Raw genomic sequence first — 18,150 nt, 5'->3', positions numbered from 1 at the left:
TTAATCTTTAGTGATGATTCTACCTTCACCAAAAAGCCCTGGTGTTAGATTTGTGGTTTGCACTTCAGCATAAATTTTTCTTGTTTTTACTTCTATACTTGGATAAATAAGGCTGATTTTTCCTTTCAATTCTGTGCCATTTTGATCGATTTTATAAAAGAAATCATCGCCTAATCTAACTTTATCTTTATATTTTTCATCAAAACTTAAAATCAGTTTGCTTTGTGGATAGGAAAAAATTTCTATTAAAGGTTGAGCTACTCCTCCTACTCCTTCGCCCACTTGTATAAATTTGTTTGCGATAATAGCATCATAAGGTGCGCGTAATTCTTTTTTTGCCATGATATTTTTATAATAAGCTATATTGATTTTTGCTTTGTTTAAATTTAAATTAGCAGCATCAAACTTAGCTTTCATATCTTCATAGCTTTGTTTGTCTATAACATTTTCTACAGCTTTGATTTTTTGCATCCTACTTTTGGTATTTTCGTATTCTACAAGGGCAAGTTGATAAGAATTTTGAGCATTTTGAAGAGCTATTTTTTCACTTTCTTGATCAAGAGCAAGTAAAAGTTCTCCTTTGCTGACTTTTTGTCCAATTTCTACAGGAATTTTTTGAACCAAACCTATGCTTTCAAGGGCAAGTTTGCTTTGTTTTGATGCTTCTACATTGAAACTTGCGTAAATTTCTTCGCCAAAGGCGCAATTAAAAACAAGAAGTAAAAATAGAATTTTTTTCATTCTTTAACCTTTGAATTAAGATCTATACCCGCATTAAAATAATAATTTGCTTTAGTAATTTCAAATTCATTTTTAGCAAGCTCTAAATCGCTTTGTGCTTTAAATTTAGCCTCTAAAGCTTGAAGATATTCTACATAAGAAACAAGTCCTGCTTGGTATTTTTTATCTACACTTTCAAAAGCTAAATTTGCAGCATTTAAGCTAAGATTAAGAGCTAAAATTTGTTCTTGTAAAACTTTTAAACTTTTGTCTAAATAATTTAATTCTTCTTTATTTTTTCTCTCGCTAAATCTTGCATTTGCATTGGCTATTTGAACATTTAAACGCTCTTTTTCAACTTCTTTAGCCCTTGCATTGAAATCAAAAATTTTCCATTCCATACCTAAAATAAATTGATTACCTTGAGAATATTTTTCTAAGAATTGATCCGCTAAATTTGCAAAAGGAGCTGGAACTTTTGGATTATAATTGTTTTTATAAAAGTTAAAATTATCTTGAATATAAAATTTTGGAAAATATTCAGCTTTTGCTAAATTTACACTTTCTTTAGCAAGATTGATTTGTTCTTTAGCTATCATTACTTCATAGTTTTGACTTTTTTCTTGTTGCGGATTTTCTAAAAAAGCATTCCCTTGCACTTTAAAATCTGTATTGCTTAAAATTTTAATCTCTTTTTGTATATTGGCAAGTTTTAATTCATTTTGACTGAGCTCTAATAAGCTTAAATGGTATTTAGCCTTAATGCTTTCAAGTTCATCTTTAGGGCTAAGTCCTGCGTCGTAAAATTTTTGCAATCTTTCAAAAGTTGATTTTAAAAAAGATACTTTTTGTTGATTGGCTAGTAAAATTTTTTCAAGACTTAAGGTGTTAAAATAAAGTGTGATTGCATTTAGGGCAAGGTAATTTTTATTTTGTTCTTTGTCTAAAAGGCTTAATTTTTCTCTGCTTTCTAAAGCTCTTAAATTAGCCTCTCTAGCACCCCCATCAAAAAGCAAAAAATTAAGAGAAACTTTAGCAAATAAACTTTCTTGTGGATCGATAATGAAGCGATCTTTATTGTTGGCTACATAAGCTGAGTTTAGACTAAGAGAGGGTAGGTAATTTCTAAAAGCTTGTTCTTTGTCTAAATTTGCTTGTTCGCTTTGCATTTGCTTAATGAGATAGGATTCATTATTTTGACTTAGTGCTATAAATTCGTGCAAATTAGAAGCTAACATTGCTAAGGGATAAAGAGCTAAAAATATAGCTGATTTTAAATATTTTTCAAACATTTTGATATTTTAATATGTTTTATATAAATTTCAATTGAAGTTTTTTATATAAAATAAAATTTATTTGTTTTAAACATAAATTTTGTTAAAATCCTAGCTTTAAAATTTTATATTTAGGATGAAATTTTGTCGGTAAAAAATATTAGAAATTTTTCTATTATAGCTCATATAGATCATGGAAAATCTACTCTTGCAGATAGGATTATTAGTGAGTGTGGTGCTATTAGCGATAGGCAGATGAGTTCACAAGTTATGGATACTATGGATATAGAAAAAGAGCGTGGTATCACCATAAAAGCACAATCAGTGCGTTTAAATTATAAATTTAATAATGAAAATTTTGTTTTAAATCTTATTGATACTCCTGGCCATGTGGATTTTTCTTATGAAGTGAGTCGTTCTTTGGCAAGTTGTGAAGGAGCTTTGCTTGTAGTAGATGCTTCTCAAGGTGTTGAAGCACAGACTATAGCTAATGTTTATATAGCGCTTGAAAATAATCTTGAAATCATTCCTGTGATTAATAAAATCGATTTACCTAATGCTGATGTTGAGAAAGTAAAGCATGAAATCGAGCATATTATAGGTATAGATTGCAAAGATGCAATTTGTGTGAGTGCAAAAACAGGAGTGGGTATAAAAGAGCTTATAGAAACAATTATTACTAAAATCCCTGCACCAAAAACAGATGATGAAGCTCCTACTAAGGCTTTAATTTATGATTCTTGGTTTGATAATTATTTGGGTGCTTTGGCTTTGGTTAGGATTTATGAAGGAAGTATTGCTAAAAACGATGAAGTTTTAGTCATGAGTACGGATAAAAAACATATAGTTCAAGATCTTTTTTATCCCCACCCTTTAAGTCCAATTAAAACTCAATCTTTACAATCAGGCGAAGTAGGTGTGGTGGTTTTAGGGCTTAAAACCGTAGGTGATGTACAAGTAGGCGATACCATCACTTTGGTAAAAAACAAAGCTAAAGAAGCCATAGGTGGTTTTGAAAAGGCTAAAGCTTTTGTATTTGCGGGACTTTATCCTATAGAAACGGATAAATTTGAAGATTTAAGAGATGCTTTGGATAAATTAAAGCTTAATGATAGTTCTATTACTTATGAGCCTGAAACTTCTTTGGCCTTAGGCTTTGGTTTTAGGGTAGGATTTTTAGGGCTTTTACATATGGAAGTTATCAAAGAAAGGCTTGAGAGAGAATTTAATCTTGATTTGATTGCTACAGCTCCAACTGTGACTTATGAAATTTATCAAACCGATGGAGAGTTTATTAAAATTCAAAATCCTAGTGAGCTTCCTCCTGTTAATAAAATCGATCATATAAAAGAGCCTTATGTTAAAGCTACTATCATTACTCCAAGTGAATTTTTAGGGAATTTAATCACTCTTTTAAATCGCAAAAGAGGAGTACAGGTTAAAATGGACTATATCACACCTGAGCGTGTTTTGCTAGAATATGATGTGCCTTTAAATGAGATTGTGATGGATTTTTATGATAAATTAAAGTCCTTAACAAAAGGTTATGCGAGTTTTGATTATGAGCCTATAGAATTTAGAGTAGGGGATTTGGTAAAACTTGATATTAAGGTAGCGGGTGAAAATGTTGATGCGCTAAGCATTATCGTGCCTAATGAAAAAGCGCAAAGTAAAGGAAGAGAACTTGTTAGTGCTATGAAAGAAATAGTTCCTAGACAGCTTTTTGAAGTGGCCATTCAAGCAAGTATTGGAAATAAAATCATCGCAAGAGAAACTGTTAAATCCATGGGTAAAAATGTGACAGCAAAATGTTATGGTGGGGATATTACTAGAAAAAGAAAGCTTTTAGAAAAGCAAAAAGAAGGTAAAAAAAGAATGAAAGCTATAGGTAAGGTAAATTTACCTCAAGAGGCTTTTTTGAGTGTTTTAAAGATAGATTGATGATAAATTTAAAACTTGGCTTGAAATTTGCTTGTATTTTTAATACAATTTTAAAATAATTTTCTAAGGAGAAAAAATGTTTAAAAAATTTTTGATTTTTATAGTGCCTATTTTATTTTTGAGTGCTTGTGCAACTAAACAAGATACTTTTGCTCAAGTTAATCAAATTTCTAAAAATTCTCAATGCAGTTCTTGTGAAAGTCCTGGTGGTTTTGAAGCAAAGATTAAAGGGCTTTTATACATTAGCGATGTTGGAATTCAATGTTGTGCCAATAAACGCACTTTAGACACTGGTATTGCTTTGAAAAAGGTTTATTTACATAGATTTTATGATTTAAAAGAAGGGCAAAAGGTTTTAAATGCTAAAGGGAAAAAGTTATTTGTTGATGTGAATTTTAATGCGGTATTTTATACTTATTTAAAACAAGAACTTGAAGCTAGAGGAATAGTTGTGCTTGACAATAACGATCAAAATTCACCTTATGTGAGTAAGATTGATTTAGAATTTATATCTTATGGAGCAACTCAAGATGCTATAGGATTACATTCAAAACTAGTAGGAGTTTTACAAGTTAGTGATATAAATAAAAATAAGAAATTTACAATCCGTACCAAGCAAGATGTACAAGGTTTTGATGATTTAAAAGAAACAACTTTTTATACTCATTTGTTAATAAAACAAATGGCAAATAAAGCAGCTAGTTTAATCTCTGAACTTTGAGGTGTATAAATTGCGGAGCTTTTGCTCTGCTTTGCTTTTGTGAATTATGCGAGCTAGAGCTTTCTGAATTTTCCTTAAATGTAAGAAAGCTTGATAATAATTTCAAAGTCTATTCTTTTTATAAATACCATGAAATACAACACTTGCTTCACTCTAAACATTATTTTTATGGTTATTTTGTTTATAAAATGCTTGCTAAATTAAGTTTTGCAAAATTTAAAGATTTTTTTGATCCTAGAATGACAATTAATGTTATAGCTTTAGATGATAAGGTTGAAGATATGCTTTATTCGCATTCTGCTATTTTAGCTAGATATCTTAAAACAAAATTTGTAAAACCTGTTTTTAATGTTTTAAAAGCACAAAATCATATTAAATATTCTGGAAAAAGTTTAGAATTTCGTCAAAAACATAAAAGAAATTACAAACTCTTAAAAACCATTCACGAACCTGTAATTTTAGTAGATGATATTGTAACGACTGGTTCTAGCCTTTTGGAAGCTAAAAAAGTTTTAGAAGAAAATAAAATTTCTGTACTTTTTGCTCTTGTTTTAGCTGATGCAAAAGTTTAATATGCTATAATCAAAACTTTGAACTAATAGAAGGATTTTTATGGAGAATATTTTTAGCAAAGATTCTGATATTGAACTTGTAGATATAGAAAATTCTATAAAAGGTAGTTACTTAGACTATTCTATGAGTGTTATTATAGGTCGTGCTTTGCCTGACGCAAGAGATGGTTTAAAGCCTGTTCATAGAAGAATTTTATATGCTATGCAAAATGATGAGGCAAAAAGTAGAACAGATTTTGTCAAATCAGCCCGTATAGTGGGTGCTGTTATAGGTCGTTATCATCCACATGGAGATATAGCAGTTTATGATGCTTTGGTTAGAATGGCTCAAGATTTTTCTATGAGATATCCAAGTATTACAGGACAAGGCAACTTTGGATCTATAGATGGTGATAGCGCTGCTGCGATGCGTTATACTGAAGCAAAAATGAGTAAACTTTCTCATGAGCTTTTAAAAGATATAGATAAAGATACGGTCGATTTTGTTCCAAATTATGATGGTTCAGAAAGTGAACCTGATGTCTTACCTTCTAGGGTTCCAAATTTATTATTAAATGGTTCAAGTGGTATAGCTGTAGGTATGGCGACAAACATCCCACCTCATAGTTTAAATGAGTTGATAGATGGACTTTTATATTTGCTTGATAGTAAAGATACAAGCTTAGAAGAGATTATGCAGTTTATCAAAGGTCCAGATTTTCCAACAGGTGGAATAATTTATGGTAAAAAAGGTATTATAGAAGCTTATCGCACAGGGCGTGGTCGCGTGAAAGTGCGCGCTAAAACTCATATTGAAAAAAAGACAAATAAAGATGTTATTGTTATAGATGAGCTTCCTTATCAAACCAATAAAGCTAGGCTTATAGAGCAGATTGCAGAGCTTGTTAAAGAAAAGCAAATTGAAGGAATATCTGAAGTAAGAGATGAGAGCAATAAAGAAGGAATCCGCGTTGTTATAGAGCTTAAACGTGAGGCTATGAGTGAAATTGTTTTAAACAATCTATTTAAATCTACTACTATGGAAAGTACTTTTGGTGTGATTATGTTGGCAATTCACAATAAAGAACCTAAAATTTTCTCTTTGTTAGAACTTTTAAATCTTTTCTTAACCCATAGAAAAACAGTTATTATTAGAAGAACGATTTTTGAACTTCAAAAGGCAAGAGCAAGAGCTCATATTTTAGAAGGTCTTAAAATTGCACTTGATAATATAGATGAAGTGATTGCTTTAATTAAAAATAGTTCTGATAATAATACCGCAAGAGATTCTTTGGTAGCTAAATTTGGTCTTAGTGAGCTTCAAGCCAATGCTATTTTAGATATGAAACTTGGTCGTTTAACAGGACTTGAAAGAGAAAAAATCGAAAATGAACTTGCAGAATTAATGAAAGAAATTGCAAGACTTGAAGAAATTTTAAAAAGTGAAACCTTGCTTGAAAATTTAATTCGCGATGAATTAAAAGAAATTAGAAGTAAATTTGATGTGCCACGTATTACTCAAATTGAAGATGATTATGATGATATTGATATTGAAGATTTGATTCCTAATGAAAATATGGTTGTAACTATTACGCATCGTGGTTATATTAAGCGTGTGCCTAGTAAACAATATGAAAAGCAAAAACGAGGCGGAAAAGGAAAATTAGCCGTTACGACTTATGATGATGATTTTATAGAAAGTTTCTTTACGGCAAATACACATGATACACTTATGTTTGTAACAGATCGTGGACAGCTTTATTGGCTTAAAGTTTATAAAATTCCTGAAGGCTCAAGAACGGCTAAAGGAAAAGCAGTGGTAAATCTTATTAATTTACAAGCTGAAGAAAAAATCATGGCTATTATTCCAACCACGGATTTTGATGAGAGTAAATCTTTATGTTTCTTTACTAAAAATGGTATTGTAAAGCGTACAAATTTGAGTGAATATCAAAATATCAGAAGTGTAGGAGTTAGAGCGATCAACTTGGATGAAAATGATGAGTTGGTAACTGCTATTATTGTTCAAAGAGATGAAGATGAAATTTTTGCCACTGGTGGTGAAGAAAATTTAGAAAATCAAGAAATTGAAAATTTAGATGATGAAAATCTTGAAAATGAAGAAAGTGTAAGCACACAAGGTAAAATGCTCTTTGCAGTAACCAAAAAAGGTATGTGTATCAAATTCCCACTTGCTAAAGTGCGTGAAATCGGCCGTGTAAGTCGTGGGGTGACGGCTATTAAGTTTAAAGAGAAAAATGACGAATTAGTAGGTGCAGTTGTTATAGAAAATGATGAGCAAGAAATTTTAAGCATAAGTGCAAAAGGTATAGGAAAACGCACAAATGCTGGAGAATATAGATTGCAAAGCAGAGGTGGTAAGGGTGTAATTTGTATGAAACTTACAGAAAAAACCAAAGATCTTATTAGCGTAGTTATAGTAGATGAAACTATGGATTTGATGGCTCTTACAAGTTCAGGTAAGATGATACGTGTTGATATGCAAAGCATTAGAAAAGCAGGGCGTAATACGAGTGGTGTCATTGTAGTTAATGTGGAAAATGACGAGGTGGTTAGCATCGCTAAGTGTCCTAAAGAGGAAAATGATGAGGATGAGTTAAGCGATGAAAACTTTGGTTTAGATTTGTAATAAGTTTAAAGTTGGAACGCTTATTGCTTTTTATTTTTTACTAATTACAATATTTTGAAGGTGTAAAAATGAAAAAAAATTATTTTATGCTAGCAATAGCAGGAATTCTCGCTGGTTGTGTACCAAGTGCAAACAGTGCAACTAAAAATTCAAGTGCAAATAGCACTGCCCCATCTCAAGATGTTATCGTGCAAAAAGTCGATAAAGATGATGTGCGTGATATTATCAGAGAAGAAAAAATGTTGGCTCCAGATGCTAGCGAAACGGAACTTAGTTTTACAGCAGTTGGTGAAGGGATTGCTCCGATGAATACAGTTTCTACTGCTCAAGCCCTAGCTTTAGCAAAAAGAGCAGCGATTACAGATGCTTACAGACAGCTTGCAAGTAAGCTTTATGGTGTGAAAGTGAATGGTAAAGATACTGTAAAAGATGCAATGCTTAGAAGTTCAACTATTACTGCGCAAGTAAATGGTTTGATAAAAAATGCAAGTATTATTGATCAGAATTTTAATCAAGGGCTTTATAGGGTAAACTTAGAACTTAAAATCGATGCAGACAAGTGGAAAGAATTGTTTGCTTATTAATCTTTCTTAGCTTTAAGCTTTTTGCCCAAGATGAATTTATTTTTTGGGCAGAGCTTTCTAGTAAAAATTTCATTCTCTTTCATCAAAATCAAAATTTATCCTTAGCAATGACGCAAAGCGAAAATGTTGAAGAACAATGGGTATGTGAAATTTCTTATAGTGATCAAGATTTAAAAGTTTTACCTCGAACTTCTTTAGGATTGATTGATGATAATATGCCAAAAACAATTAAATTTAATTTTTTGAATTCTCATAAAGATGAGTTAAGCGATTGCTTTATAGGGGCTAGAATCAGTGTTAAGGATATTGTTAATACTGACTTATTACGTGCTCAAAGTGAAACTTATGTTAAAATTTTACCCTTGCGTTTTACCGTGGAATTTGGCGAACAAAGTGCGATAATTTATTATCTTAAAAAAAAGTAAATTCAAAATTAAGCGCAAATTGGATACTATAGTAGAAATTTTTTAAAAGGCTTAGGATGAATTTAGTCATAGTAGAAGATGATATTAATATGCGCAAATCCTTAGAAATTGCATTAGCAGAGTATGAAGAATTTAATATTAAATCTTATAAATCTGCTACTGAAGCTTTAAAAAAAATAGATGAGAATACAGATTTGATTATTACAGATATTAATATGCCAGGAATTGATGGTATAGAATTTGTTAAAGCCTGTGAAAATAAATATGATTTTATTATTATGACAGGAAATGCTACTTTAAGCCGTGCTATAGAAGCGGTTCGTTTGGGAGTAAAAGATTTTTTAACCAAGCCTTTTGATGTTGATACTTTAGTCGAGGCTATTAAGCGTGCTAAAATCATAAGAGAAAAAACAGCCGATAAAAAAAGCAAAAAAAATGAAAAAAAAGAAGAAAATAAAGATTTTTTTTCAACTTCTCCTAATTTAGAAAAAACATTAAATTTAAGTCAAAAAGCGGCTAAAACTGATGCCTCTGTAATGTTTTTTGGAGAGAGTGGAGTAGGAAAAGAGGTATTTTCTCGTTATATTCACACTCATTCTAAACGCTCTAATAAGCCTTTTGTTGCTATTAATATGGCAGCCATTCCTGCAAATTTAATTGAAAGTGAGCTTTTTGGTTTTGAAAAAGGTGCTTTTACTGATGCTAATGCAACTAAAATAGGGCTTTTTGAAATGGCTAATGAGGGCACTTTATTTTTAGATGAAATTGGCGAAATGCCTTATGAAATTCAAGCCAAACTTTTAAGAGCTTTGCAAGAAAAAGAAATTACGCGACTTGGAAGTACAAAAAGCATCAAAATAGATGTAAGAATTATCAGTGCAACTAATGCAAATTTGGATGAAAAAATAAAAAATGGCGAATTTCGTTCAGATTTATATTATCGTTTAAACACTGTTCCTATTAATATCCCGCCTTTAAGAGAGCGTAAAGAAGAAATTTTAGGTATAGCTCAAAAGGTTTTAGAAGATACTTGTAAAGAATATGATTTTAAGGAAAAACAGCTCAGCCAAGAAGCTAAAAATGCTTTACTTGAATATGATTTTCCTGGTAATATTAGAGAATTAATATCCGTTGTACAAAGAGCTTGTATTTTAAGTGAAAATGATGAAATTTCAAGTGAAGATTTGTTCTTAGAAGCTAGAAGTATAAAAAAAGATGTAAAGAATTTAGAAAAAGAATTGATTTGTGAAGTTCTTTTAAGTGTAGATTATGACAAGGATCAAGCTTCTCAAATTTTAGGTATGGATATAAAAATTTTAAATGAAAAAATTAAAAAATATCAAATAAAGGATAAGTAATGTCAAAAAAACAAAAAATAGCCATTGTGGGTGCTACTGGTGCGGTTGGGGAAGAGCTTTTAAATGTTTTAGATGAACTTGATTTCCCAGTGGAAAGTATTTTACCTTTAGCAAGTGCAAAAAGTGTAGGTAGTGAAGTAGAATTTAAAGGCAAAGCTTATAAAGTCAAAGAACTTACCGAAAATGTATTTAAAGAAAATCCTATTGATATTGCTTTTTTTAGCGCAGGTGGAAGTGTGAGTGAAAAATATGCTAAATTTGCAGTAGAATCTGGTGCTGTTGTTATTGATAATACAAGTCATTTTAGAATGGAAAAAGATGTTCCTTTGGTGGTTCCTGAATGCAATCCTGAGGATATTAAAGATTGGAAAAAAACAGGGATTATTGCTAATCCAAATTGTTCTACTATACAAATGGTGCAAGTTTTAAAACCTTTAAATGATGCATTTAATTTAAAGCGTGTTGATGTAAGTACCTATCAGGCTGCAAGTGGAGCAGGAAAAGAAGGAATGCAAGAATTGGTTGAAGCTATGCAAAGTTTTTTTGCTTTTAAACTTGATGAATTTGAACCTCAAACTTTTCCTTATACTTTGGCACTTAATCTTATTCCACAAATTGATGTTTTTATGGATAATGATTACACTAAAGAAGAACTTAAAATGATTAATGAAACTCAAAAAATTTTACATAAAAATTTAGAAGTTTCGGCAACTTGTGTTAGAGTGCCTGTTCTAAGAAGTCATAGCGAAGCCATTACTATGCATTTTGAAAAAGAAATAGATGTAAAAAAAGCTAAAGAAATTTTAAAAAAAGCACCGAGTGTTATTGTCATAGATGATCCTAAAAATAAAAAATACCCTATGCCTTTAATGACTAGCGATACTAATGAAACTTATGTAGGAAGAATTCGTGCTGATGTGTATGATAAAAAAATACTCCATCTTTGGTGTGTGGCGGATCAAATTCGTGTAGGTGCTGCAACAAATGCTGTGCGTATTGCGCAAAAATGGTTAGAATTAAAAAATAAATAAGGAAAAAAATGTTAGAGAAAATATTTGAATCTTTACTTGTTAGAAGTCGTATTGTTACAATTTTACCCGTAATTTTTGGTTTAATTGGAGCTTTTGTATTGTTTTTTATTGCAAGTTATGATGTTTTAAAAGTTATATTTTATACTTATAATTATTTTTTTGATGCAGGTTCTAATGTGGATTTGCATGAGGATGTGGTGGCTTTAATTATAGGAGCTGTTGATCTTTATCTTATGGCTTTAGTTTTGTTTATTTTTTCTTTTGGAGTTTATGAGCTTTTTATCAGCGAAATAGAAGAATTTAAACAAACAAAACAAAGCAAGGTTTTAGAGGTGCATAGCTTAGATCAATTAAAAGACAAGCTTGCAAAAGTTATCATTATGGTCTTAGTAGTAAATTTCTTTCAAAGGGTTTTACAGATGAAATTTGCTACTCCTGTGGATATGGCTTTTCTTGCTGGATCGATTTTAGCTCTTTGTGTAGGACTTTATTTTTTACACAAAGGTGGTCATTAACAAGGATTATCTTTTTTTGATATAATCGTTTTTTTGTGTTTAAAGAATAAAAATGAAAAAAATATTTTTAATTGGTATGATTTTAAATCATTTTGTTTTTGCAGCTCCGTTAGATGAAGTCTTTAAAGATATAGAAGTTTCAGGGACTGTTCGTTATCGCTATGATATTAAAAAAGAAAAAAAATACAACAAAAAAACACATAGATATCAAAATAAAACACAAACAGAAATTACAATAAAATAAGGAAAATCATGATTGCACGCTGGTTGTTTATTAGTTCAATATTTGTTGTTGCGCTTTTTGGTATTAACTTGAAATCATTTTTTACTTATACCTTTGATGCAAATAAGCAATATGATATGGAAAAAGCGAAGGCTTTGTATTTTCAAAATAAATGCAATACTTGCCATGGAGATAATGCTGAAAAGAGTGTTATAGGATCTAGAATTTTAAAAGATATGTCTCCTGAGGATATTAAAGGAGCTTTGATAGGTTATACTCTTGATAGTAGCAGTTCTACAACAGCTTCTCAAATGGCTTTTTATGCTAGAAATTTAAGCCACGAGGATATAGATAATATTATTGCTTATATTAAAGGTGGAAATTTTGCGCTTGATTTGCAAGTAAAAGATCTTCTTGAAGAAGAACCTGCGCAAAAAACAAAACATAATATATTTCTAAAATAAAATGTAAAAACTATAATTAAAAGGAATACTATGAAAAAACTAACTTTAACTTTAAGTGTTTTAACTATGGTAAATTGCTTATATGCTAAGGATATTAATATAGGAGTAGTTTTACCTTTAACTGGAACTGTGGCAGCTTATGGGCAAGATGTTTTTAACGGAATTGAACTGGCTAATAAGCTACAGCCAAAACTTTCAAATGGAGATGTTATTAAACTTATCACAATAGATACAAAAGGAGATAAGCTTGAAACTTCAAATGGAGTTAATCGTTTAATAGCAACAGATAAAGTCCTTGGGATTATTGGTGAAGCTACAACTCCAAATACCATTCAAGCTATTTCTATAGCAGAAGAGAAAAAAATTCCCCTAATAGCTCCAGTGGCATCTGGAGATAAATTGCTAGATAAAAAGAAATATGCAAGTAGAGTTTGTTTTAAAGATAGTTTTCAAGGAGATAAATTTGCTACTTATGTATCTAAGGATTTAGGACTTAAAAATGCTGTTATCATCATAGATCAAAGCAATGTTTATTCTTTAGGTTTGGCAAGAGCTTTTGAAAATTCTTTTAAGAATAATGGTGGGAAAATTATAAAAAAACTTGTTATTAATTCAGGAGATAAAGATTTTAGAGCTGTGGTTTCTCAACTTAAGAGTTTAAATCCTGATTTTGTTTATATGCCTATTTATCATCCTGAAGCTGCTTTAATTGCGAGACAAGCAAGACAAATTGGTTTTGATAAACTTTTAGCAGCAGGAGATGGTGTTAACAATCAAACTTTTATAGATCTTGGCGGAAGTGCTGTTAATGGAGTAATTTTCACTGATAGTTTTGATTATAACAATCCATCTACACAATTAGGAAAAGATTTTGTTGTAGCTTATGAGAAAGTTAAAGGAACAAAAGAACTTCCAGCATTTTCGGCTATGGGGGCTGATGCGTATTTTGTAATGTTGAATGCTATGAATGCTTGCGTTGATAATCTTAGCAGCGAATGTATTAATAGCAAAATTCATCAAACTAAAGATTTTCAAGCTGTTGGTGGTGTGATTAGCATAGATGAAAGCGGTAATGCCATTCGTTCTGTTGTGATTAAAGAAATTCAAAATCAAAAACAAAATTATAAAACAATTATAAATCCATAATTACTAAAATAAAGGTAGAGAATGAAAAAAAGTTTAATTTTAGCAAGTATTCTAAGTTTAAGTTTAAGTGCTGCGGAAGTCAAAATAGGAGTTGTTTTACCGCTTAGCGGAGCTACTGCAGCATATGGACAAAGCGCACTAGAAGGGATTAAACTTGCAAATTCAATGCAATCAGCTTTAAGTAATGGAGATAAGGTTTCTCTTGCTATTATTGATACTAAAGGTGATAAATTAGAATCTTCGAGTGGAGCAAATCGTTTAGTTTCTCAAGATAAAGTTATAGGCCTTATAGGGGAAATGGTTACTGCTAATACATTGCAAGTTATGCGCGTAGCAGAAGATAATAAAATTCCATTGATCGCTCCTGCTGCAACTGGTGATAGATTGCTTGATAAAAAAATATATTCTTCTCGAGTATGTTTTATGGACAGTTTTCAAGGTTCATCTTTAGCAAAATATGTTTTTTCAAAACTTAATTACAAAAGTGCTGTTATTGTAGTAGATCAAAGCACTGACTATTCCTTAGGTTTAGCAAAAGCTTTTGAAAAACAGTACAAGTCTAATGGTGGTCAAATTCTTAGAATTTTAAGAGTTAATTCAGGTGATAAAGATTTTAGAGCTATTGTAGCTCAAGTTAAAAGTTTAAATCCAGAATTTATTTTTTTACCGCTTTATTATAGCGAAGCTTCTTTATTTGCAAGACAATCAAAACTCGCAGGTTTAAATATTCCTATGGGTTCTGCAGATGGAGTTGCTGATCAAACTTTTATTAGTTTAGCTGGAGATGCAAGCGAGGGTTATATTTTCACAGATAGTTTTGATGCTAATAATCCAACTACAAAATTAAGCAAAGAATTTATCAGTGTTTATGAAAAAGCTAAAGGAACAAAAGAAGTTCCAAATTTTTCAGCTATGGGTGCTGATGCGTATTTTGTAATGCTAAATGCTATGAATGCTTGCGTTGAAAATCTTACTAGTAAGTGTGTCAATGAAAAAATTCACCAAACTAAAAATTACCAAGGTGTTTCTGGTGTTATTAGCATTGATCAAACAGGAAATGCAGCTCGTTCTGTAGTGGTTAAAGAAATTAAAAATCAAAAGCAAAATTATAAAGATATTATCAATCCTTAAAGGAAAAATAGAAAGATTATGGATTCTACTTTATTTTTACAACAACTTGTTAATGGACTTAGTTTGGGCAGTATGTATGCTCTTATTGCTGTTGGCTATACGATGGTTTATGGTGTGTTAAGACTTATTAATTTTGCTCACGGCGATATTATGATGGTTGGTGCTTATGCAGCTCTTTTTTGCATGACTAATCTAAATGTTCCTTTTATAGGAGCTTTGTCTTTGGCAATGTTTTTTGCTGCTTGTGTTGGAATAGCTATAGATAGAATCGCTTATAAACCTTTAAGACAGGCTCCTAGAATTTCATTGTTGATTACAGCAATTGGTATTAGTTTTTTCTTGCAAAATCTTTTTAATATGCTTTTTACTTCAACACCTAGAACTTTTACACCGCCAAGTTATTTTGAGGAAAGTGTTAATTTTGGCGGAGTGATAACAACTTATGGTTCTTTAATGGTTCCTGCTCTTACATTTGTTATTTTAATAGCAGTGTTATGGATTTTGTATAAAAGCAAATATGGTATAGCTATTCGTGCTTTGGCATTTGATATACAAACAGTAAATTTAATGGGTATAGATGCAAATCGTATTATTGCTATAGTTTTTGCCCTAGGTTCAGCTTTGGCAGCAGTTGGGGGTGTTTTTTGGGCTGCAAATTATTACTCTGTTGAACCTACTATGGGAACTTTAATAGGTTTGAAAGCTTTTGCTGCTGCAGTTTTAGGAGGTATAGGTTCTGTAGTAGGTGCAGTTTTGGGTGGACTTATTATAGGATTTACTGAAGTTGTTGTTGTGGCTTTTTTTCCAGATTTATCAGGCTTTAAAGATGCATTTGCTTTTATTTTTTTGGTGTTTATATTGTTATTTAGGCCTACGGGAATTTTAGGTATAAATTTTGAAAAGAGTAGGTTTTAATGATGGTTAAAATTAAGGTTTCACATTTAATCTTTTTAATTGCTTCAATTATTTTTATTTTCATTTCTCCTTATATTTTTGGGGACTATGGATTAAACATTGTTAATCAAATTGCTATTTTTATTATTTTGGCTGTGAGTTACAACCTTATTAATGGTGTAACTGGACAATTTTCACTAGAACCCAATGGATTTGTTGCGATTGGAGCTTATGCGGCTGCTTTAGTTCTTTTGAGTGCTGATGCGAAAAATGATCAGTTTTTTTTAGATGGTCCTAGTTCTTTTATTTTAGCCATCCATTCAAATTCCTTTATTCTAGCTTTAATTGTGGCTGGAATTTGTTCATCTTTACTTGCCCTGATTTTGGCTTTTGCTGTATTTCGCGTGAGAGGGGATTATTTGGCTATTGTAACTTTAGGCTTTGGAATAATTATTAAAATAGCTGCTATTAATTTTCCTTCTATTACTAATGGCTCAAGAGGACTGGTAGATATTCCACAATTTTCCACGATCTATTGGACAGGTGGTATTGCTATTGTAGTGGTTATTTTAATTTTAAATATAGTTTATTCTAAATATGGTCGTGCAATGAAGGCTATAAGAGATGATGAAGATGCTGCAAGCGCTATGGGAATAAATACTTTTTGGATAAAAACTTTAGCTTTTAGCACTTCAGCATTTTTAGAAGGTGTAGGTGGCGGACTTTTGGCTTGTCTGTTGACTACCGTATCTCCAACTCAATTTGATTTTTTACTTACTTTTCAACTTTTGATTATTATTGTTTTGGGTGGACTTGGTTCTACTACAGGTGCTATTATAGGTGCGATATTGGTTATTGGTGGAAGCGAGTGGCTTAGATTTTTAGATGAGTTAAATATAAAAATAGATTCTTTAAGTCTTGATATCCAATCAACACCAGGGCTTAGAATGGTTGTTTTTTCTATTGTTCTGATTTTAGTAATGCTTTTTGCAAGAAAAGGCATAATGGGTTATTACGAGTTGAGTGATGTGATTAGAGGGATTAAAAAGCGTTTTAAAAGGAGTGAAAAATGATTTTGGAATTAAAACAAATTTCAAAAAGTTTTGGTAGTGTTAAGGCTATTAATGAAACTTCTTTTAAAATCAATGAGGGTGAAATTTTTGCTTTAATTGGACCTAATGGGGCTGGTAAAACAACTCTTTTTAATATTATAACAGGTAACTATAAACCTAGTTCAGGTTCGGTTGAATTTCTAGGAGAAAGAATTGATCACTTAAAACCTCATAAGATTGTGCATTTAGGAATAGCTAGAACATTTCAAAATATTAGGCTTTTTTCAAGCATGAATGTGCTTGAAAATGTTCTTATTGGTTTTAATAAACAAATGAAATATAATATTTTTGAAGCCTTTTTGCATTTAGGGCGTTTTGGAAAAATAGAACAAGTATTTAAAGAGAAGGCTTATGCAATATTAGAAGAACTTGGTATTGCAGAATTTGCCTATGAAAAGGCTACTAGCTTGAGTTATGGACAACAAAGAAAAGTTGAGATTGCAAGAGCAATGGCTACTCAACCAAGATTATTATTGCTTGATGAGCCAGCCGCTGGGATGAATAGCTCTGAGAGTGATGAACTTGCTGAGCTCATTTTTAAATTACGAAAAGATTATAAAATTAGCGTTTTGCTTATAGAGCATGATATGAAATTTGTAAATAAATTGTGTGATCGCGTATTGGTACTTGATTATGGAAAAACAATTTTTGAAGGTAAACTTTGCGATGCTGTAAATCATAAAGAAGTAATTGCTGCGTATTTAGGGGATTTTGATGCTAATAGTTAAAGATTTGCATGTTTATTATGGATTAATTGAAGCTGTTAAAGGGATTGATTTTAAAGTGGAAACAGGTCATATTGTTTCTCTTATAGGTTCAAATGGAGCAGGTAAAACTTCAACTTTAAATGCGCTTTTAAACTCAGTTAAAAGAACTGGTGAGGTTAATTTCTTAGGTTATGATACTAAAAGGCATTTAACTCATACTTTAGTTCAAAAAGGTATAGCTTTAGTTCCTGAAGGAAGGCGTGTTTTTATTAATTTAAGCGTAGAGGAAAATTTAAAAATAGGTGCTTTTAATAATGCTGAAAATTATGAGCATTTAAGAGAGCAAATGTATAAACTTTTTCCAAGACTTGCAAGTAAAAAGCATGCTTTAGCTGGAACATTGAGTGGAGGGGAAGCGCAAATGCTTGCGATTTCAAGGGCTTTAATGAGTGAACCAAAACTTTTGATGTTGGATGAGCCTTCTTTGGGACTTGCTCCAAAGATTGTGGGTGAAGTTTTTGATATTATTGTGCGTTTAAAAGAAGAGGGTATAACTATTCTTTTGGTAGAGCAAAATGCTTATTCTGCATTAAAAATAAGTGATTATGCTTATGTTTTGGAAAATGGTCGCATTGTAATGGAAAACGAGGCTAAAAATTTAATAGGTGATGATGAGATTAGAAAGAAATATTTAGGGCTTTAA

Annotated in this window: 19 protein-coding genes; 17 read left to right on the top strand and 2 right to left on the bottom strand. The window is 31.1% G+C overall.

What is annotated here, in order from left to right; genetic code table 11:
• Together cmeE and cmeD are read right to left on the bottom strand one after the other, a co-directional pair.
• Entirely contained in the window at positions 1-741 is a 741-nt protein-coding gene (cmeE, locus tag FBE87_RS05045; RefSeq protein ID WP_002797145.1) for a multidrug efflux RND transporter periplasmic adaptor subunit CmeE, read from the bottom strand.
• A complete protein-coding gene (gene cmeD / locus FBE87_RS05040) occupies positions 738-2,012 on the bottom strand; it encodes a multidrug efflux RND transporter outer membrane subunit CmeD (protein WP_002868660.1) in 1,275 nt (424 codons plus the stop codon). The genes cmeE and cmeD overlap by 4 nt, the downstream gene beginning before the upstream one ends.
• Positions 2,013-2,138: 126 nt before the next feature.
• Between cmeD and lepA the strand changes: the two genes are divergently transcribed.
• From lepA to FBE87_RS04955, 17 genes are all read left to right on the top strand, one after another.
• Positions 2,139-3,935 carry a translation elongation factor 4 gene (gene lepA / locus FBE87_RS05035; protein ID WP_002868661.1) on the top strand — a complete coding sequence of 599 codons (1,797 nt, stop codon included), beginning with the start codon at positions 2,139-2,141 and terminating at the stop codon, positions 3,933-3,935.
• A 76-nt stretch (positions 3,936-4,011) separates the two neighbouring features.
• A complete protein-coding gene (mapA, locus tag FBE87_RS05030; protein ID WP_002852941.1) occupies positions 4,012-4,656 on the top strand; it encodes an outer membrane lipoprotein MapA in 645 nt (214 codons plus the stop codon).
• Positions 4,653-5,228, top strand: coding sequence for a ComF family protein (locus FBE87_RS05025; protein ID WP_002853564.1), 576 nt, complete (start codon positions 4,653-4,655; stop codon positions 5,226-5,228). Before mapA ends, FBE87_RS05025 begins: the two co-directional genes overlap by 4 nt.
• Positions 5,229-5,268: 40 nt before the next feature.
• Positions 5,269-7,857, top strand: a complete 2,589-nt coding sequence (gyrA, locus tag FBE87_RS05020) for a DNA topoisomerase (ATP-hydrolyzing) subunit A (protein ID WP_100621021.1) — start codon at positions 5,269-5,271, stop codon at positions 7,855-7,857.
• Positions 7,858-7,925: 68 nt separating this feature from the next.
• Entirely contained in the window at positions 7,926-8,441 is a 516-nt protein-coding gene (flgP, locus tag FBE87_RS05015; RefSeq protein WP_002871769.1) for a flagellar assembly lipoprotein FlgP, read from the top strand.
• Positions 8,417-8,866: a flagellar assembly protein FlgQ gene (flgQ, locus tag FBE87_RS05010; RefSeq protein ID WP_002871768.1), complete on the top strand. Its 450-nt coding sequence runs from the start codon at positions 8,417-8,419 to the stop codon at positions 8,864-8,866. The genes flgP and flgQ overlap by 25 nt, the downstream gene beginning before the upstream one ends.
• 56 nt (positions 8,867-8,922) lie before the next feature.
• Positions 8,923-10,224, top strand: a complete 1,302-nt coding sequence (flgR, locus tag FBE87_RS05005; protein WP_002867162.1) for a fla regulon two-component system response regulator — start codon at positions 8,923-8,925, stop codon at positions 10,222-10,224.
• Positions 10,224-11,255 (top strand): aspartate-semialdehyde dehydrogenase, encoded by a 1,032-nt coding sequence (locus FBE87_RS05000; protein ID WP_002868665.1) that lies wholly within the window; start codon positions 10,224-10,226, stop codon positions 11,253-11,255. The genes flgR and FBE87_RS05000 overlap by 1 nt, the downstream gene beginning before the upstream one ends.
• An 8-nt stretch (positions 11,256-11,263) precedes the next feature.
• Complete coding sequence (locus FBE87_RS04995) at positions 11,264-11,770, top strand: YqhA family protein (protein WP_002852919.1); 507 nt, start codon at positions 11,264-11,266, stop codon at positions 11,768-11,770.
• 52 nt (positions 11,771-11,822) lie between these two features.
• Positions 11,823-12,014 (top strand): mini-MOMP protein, encoded by a 192-nt coding sequence (locus FBE87_RS04990; RefSeq protein WP_002853004.1) that lies wholly within the window; start codon positions 11,823-11,825, stop codon positions 12,012-12,014.
• Positions 12,015-12,022: 8 nt separating this feature from the next.
• Positions 12,023-12,457: a c-type cytochrome gene (locus tag FBE87_RS04985; protein WP_002853050.1), complete on the top strand. Its 435-nt coding sequence runs from the start codon at positions 12,023-12,025 to the stop codon at positions 12,455-12,457.
• Between the two features lie 30 nt (positions 12,458-12,487).
• Positions 12,488-13,603 carry an ABC transporter substrate-binding protein gene (locus FBE87_RS04980; protein ID WP_002871766.1) on the top strand — a complete coding sequence of 372 codons (1,116 nt, stop codon included), beginning with the start codon at positions 12,488-12,490 and terminating at the stop codon, positions 13,601-13,603.
• 21 nt (positions 13,604-13,624) lie between these two features.
• A complete protein-coding gene (locus FBE87_RS04975) occupies positions 13,625-14,734 on the top strand; it encodes an ABC transporter substrate-binding protein (RefSeq protein ID WP_002871765.1) in 1,110 nt (369 codons plus the stop codon).
• 18 nt (positions 14,735-14,752) lie between these two features.
• Positions 14,753-15,649 carry a branched-chain amino acid ABC transporter permease gene (locus tag FBE87_RS04970; protein ID WP_002871764.1) on the top strand — a complete coding sequence of 299 codons (897 nt, stop codon included), beginning with the start codon at positions 14,753-14,755 and terminating at the stop codon, positions 15,647-15,649.
• Positions 15,649-16,701 carry a branched-chain amino acid ABC transporter permease gene (locus FBE87_RS04965; protein WP_057098735.1) on the top strand — a complete coding sequence of 351 codons (1,053 nt, stop codon included), beginning with the start codon at positions 15,649-15,651 and terminating at the stop codon, positions 16,699-16,701. Before FBE87_RS04970 ends, FBE87_RS04965 begins: the two co-directional genes overlap by 1 nt.
• The gene (locus tag FBE87_RS04960; RefSeq protein WP_002853599.1) at positions 16,698-17,468 is read left to right on the top strand and encodes an ABC transporter ATP-binding protein; all 771 of its coding nucleotides are present in this window, start codon (positions 16,698-16,700) and stop codon (positions 17,466-17,468) included. The genes FBE87_RS04965 and FBE87_RS04960 overlap by 4 nt, the downstream gene beginning before the upstream one ends.
• The gene (locus FBE87_RS04955; RefSeq protein ID WP_002852965.1) at positions 17,455-18,150 is read left to right on the top strand and encodes an ABC transporter ATP-binding protein; all 696 of its coding nucleotides are present in this window, start codon (positions 17,455-17,457) and stop codon (positions 18,148-18,150) included. Before FBE87_RS04960 ends, FBE87_RS04955 begins: the two co-directional genes overlap by 14 nt.

The organism is Campylobacter sp. CFSAN093246 (assembly GCF_012889415.1).
In the GTDB taxonomy this organism is placed as follows: domain Bacteria; phylum Campylobacterota; class Campylobacteria; order Campylobacterales; family Campylobacteraceae; genus Campylobacter_D; species Campylobacter_D jejuni.
This window is presented reverse-complemented; position numbering and strand designations above follow the sequence as displayed.